General features: G+C 67.9%; 3 protein-coding genes. 2 read left to right on the top strand and 1 reads right to left on the bottom strand.

Going from position 1 to position 3,238, the window contains the following annotated elements; genetic code table 11:
• Positions 1-933, bottom strand: a 933-nt coding sequence (locus ACRDU5_RS01940) for a gamma-glutamyltransferase (RefSeq protein WP_526612528.1), incomplete at its 3' end; no start/stop codon positions are given.
• Positions 934-1,011: 78 nt separating this feature from the next.
• On the opposite strand from ACRDU5_RS01940, the gene uvrC reads away from it, so the two are divergent.
• Positions 1,012-2,994 carry an excinuclease ABC subunit UvrC gene (gene uvrC / locus ACRDU5_RS01945; protein ID WP_526612526.1) on the top strand — a complete coding sequence of 661 codons (1,983 nt, stop codon included), beginning with the start codon at positions 1,012-1,014 and terminating at the stop codon, positions 2,992-2,994.
• A partial coding sequence (locus ACRDU5_RS01950; RefSeq protein ID WP_526612527.1) for an RNase adapter RapZ occupies positions 2,991-3,238 on the top strand: 248 nt, incomplete at its 3' end. The genes uvrC and ACRDU5_RS01950, both read left to right, overlap by 4 nt.

The following is a 3,238-nucleotide window of genomic DNA, read 5'->3' on the forward strand; positions in this document are numbered from 1 at the left end:
GTTCTGGACGGTGTAGCCGGCCAGGTCCTCGAGGGTCATCAGGCTCGGGGTGCGGCCGCCCGACGTGTCGGCCGCTGCGGCGACGATGTTGCGGGCAATGTCACCGGTGTAGAAGGACTCGGGGTCAGTTGCGATGACGCCCAACGTCTTTGAATACGCGGGGTTGGTCAGTCGGGTGCCTGCGGTCTTTGGGCTGCCGTCGGGATTAAGAAAGTACGCGGCCGCCTGCTGGTCGGCGCGCAGCTCCGGCGCGGCGTCGGCGATCGCGGCGGCCAGCCTTGGGCTGATGTCGAAACCGCTGTCGGCCAGGGTGACGGCGGGGTTGAACAGATCGCGCCAGCCCGTCTTGCCGTGTTCGGCATGGGCATCCTGCAGGAGCCGCAGGATGCCGGGGACTCCGATGGAACGGCCCGACGCCCGGGCGTCGGGCTTGGGCTCCGTGCGGTCGGTGTCGGAGATCCAGCGCAGGTAGTTCTCGGTGGCCGCTGCCGGGGCGACTTCGCGCCCGTCGTAGGCCTGCACCGAGCCCGACGCAGCGTCGTAGTAAAGCAGGAACCCGCCGCCGCCGATGCCGGAGGCCTGCGGCTCGACCAGACCGAGCACCGCCTGCGCGGTGACCAGCGCGTCGGCCGCCGTCCCGCCGTCGCGCAGCACTTCGCACGCCTGCTGGGTGGCCAGCGGGTTGGCGGTGACGACCGCGTAGTGCCCGGTGTGCACCGCGGTCATGTCTTTGCGGTAGCCGGTGGCCACCTCGGGGTTGGTGGCGATGTTCCGGGAAGTGGTTGGTGCGCCGGGCGCCGGTGCGGGGGATGTCTTGGGTGCCGGGGTGCCGTTGGCGACGATCGCGCACGGACCCGCTGGGGCGGGCGGTGCACTTTCCTCGGCGGCGCATCCGCCCAGTACCAATATGACCCCGGCCAGCGGGACCGTCATCTTTCGCAGAGACGAGATCCGCACCCCGTCGACGGTAGTTCATCGGGGTGGTCCGACGGCGGCAGTAACCTGGAATCCGTGCCCGATCCAGCGACCTACCGGCCTGCGCCGGGGTCGATTCCCGTCGAGCCGGGCGTGTACCGGTTCCGGGATCCGCACGGCCGTGTCATCTACGTCGGCAAGGCCAAGAGCCTGCGCAGCCGCCTGACGTCCTACTTCGCTGACCTCTCCACCCTCAGCCCGCGGACCCGGCAGATGGTGATGACGGCGGGCGGCGTCGAGTGGACGGTGGTGAACACCGAAGTCGAAGCGTTGCAGCTGGAATACAACTGGATCAAAGAATTCGATCCCCGGTTCAACGTCCGCTACCGCGACGACAAGTCCTATCCGGTGCTGGCGGTGACGCTGAACGAGGAGTTCCCGCGGCTGATGGTCTACCGCGGCCCGCGCCGCAAGGGTGTCCGCTATTTCGGGCCGTACTCGCATGCCTGGGCCATTCGCGAGACGCTTGACCTGCTAACCCGTGTGTTCCCGTCGCGCACCTGTTCGGCGGGAGTATTCAAGCGGCACAAGCAAATCAACCGTCCGTGCCTGCTGGGTTACATCGACAAGTGCTCGGCACCGTGCATCGGTCGCGTGACCGCAGAGCAGCACCGCCAGATCGTGCTGGACTTCTGTGACTTCCTGTCCGGCAAGACCGACAGGCTGGCGCGCGACATGGAACACCAGATGAACGAGGCGGCCCAGCAACTGGACTTCGAACGGGCAGCCAGGCTGCGCGACAACATCTCCGCGCTCAAGCGTGCCCTGGAGAAGCAGGCAGTGGTGTTCGGCGACGGCACTGACGCCGATGTGGTGGCGTTCGCCGACGACGAGCTCGAGGCCGCCGTCCAGGTGTTCCACGTCCGGGGCGGACGGGTTCGCGGACAGCGTGGGTGGGTCGTCGAAAAGTCCGGTGACCCAGGGGATTCCGGGCAGGGACACTTGGTTGAGCAGTTCCTCACCCAGTTCTACGGCGATCAGGCCGAATTGAGCGGCGCTGCCGACGAATCGACCAATCCGGTGCCGCGTCAGATACTTGTGCCGGTGATGCCGCCCAACGCCGCAGAACTGGAAACCTGGCTGTGCGGGCTGCGCGGCTCGAGGGTGGTGCTACGGGTGCCGCGGCGTGGCGACAAGCGGGCGCTGGCGGAGACCGTCAAGCGCAACGCCCAAGACGCACTGACCCAGCACAAGTTGAAGCGGGCGGGCGATTTCACCGCGAGATCCGCTGCGCTGCAGAGCATTCAGGAGACACTCGGGCTGGCTGACGCGCCGTTGCGCATCGAATGTGTCGACATCAGCCACGTGCAGGGAACCGACGTGGTGGCGTCGCTGGTGGTGTTCGAGGACGGCCTGCCCCGCAAGTCGGACTACCGGCACTATGCGATCCGGGACGCCGCCGGCGGCGGGCGGTCCGACGATGTGGCGTCCATCGCGGAGGTGACGCGTCGACGTTTCGTGCGGCACGTGTCCGACCTGCAGAACACCAGTGTGCTTACCGCCGAGGGGAAATCGCGCCGATTCGCCTATCCGCCGAACCTGTTCGTCGTCGACGGCGGCGCCCCACAGGTGAACGCCGCCGCGGCGGTGCTCGACAAGCTCGGCGTCACCGACGTCGCCGTCATCGGTCTGGCCAAGCGGTTGGAAGAGGTGTGGGTGCCGGCGGAGCCCGACCCGGTCATCATGCCGCGCAACAGCGAGGGGCTGTACTTGCTGCAGCGGGTCCGTGACGAAGCGCACCGATTCGCCGTTGCCTATCACCGCAGCAAGCGCTCCAAGCGCATGACGGCGTCGGCGCTGGACTCGGTGCGCGGGCTGGGGGAGCACCGGCGAAAGGCGCTGGTCAGCCATTTCGGATCGCTGGCGCGGCTGAGGCAGGCCTCCGTCGAGGAGATCACCTCGGTGCCCGGCATCGGCGTCGCGACCGCGAAGGCCGTCCTCGAAGCGCTCGGTGTACCGCCCGAATCGACAGCGCCCGCCGCAGTAATCGGCGATGATCAGAGCAGGGCATCGGGATGACGGATCAGGGCACAGGCGAGGAGTTGCGGGGCCAGGACGGGACCCGCCAGACGAGCACGGAAACGGGCATCGACGTGGTCCTGGTCACCGGGCTGTCCGGCGCGGGGCGCGGCACCGCGGCCAAGGTGCTGGAGGACCTCGGCTGGTACGTGGCCGATAACCTGCCGCCCGAACTCATCGCGCGCATGGTGGAACTGGGATTGGCGGCGGGTTCGCGCATCACTCAGTTGGCTGTGGTGATGGA

The organism is Mycobacterium sp. (genome assembly GCF_050701515.1).
In the GTDB taxonomy this organism is placed as follows: Bacteria; Actinomycetota; Actinomycetes; order Mycobacteriales; family Mycobacteriaceae; genus Mycobacterium.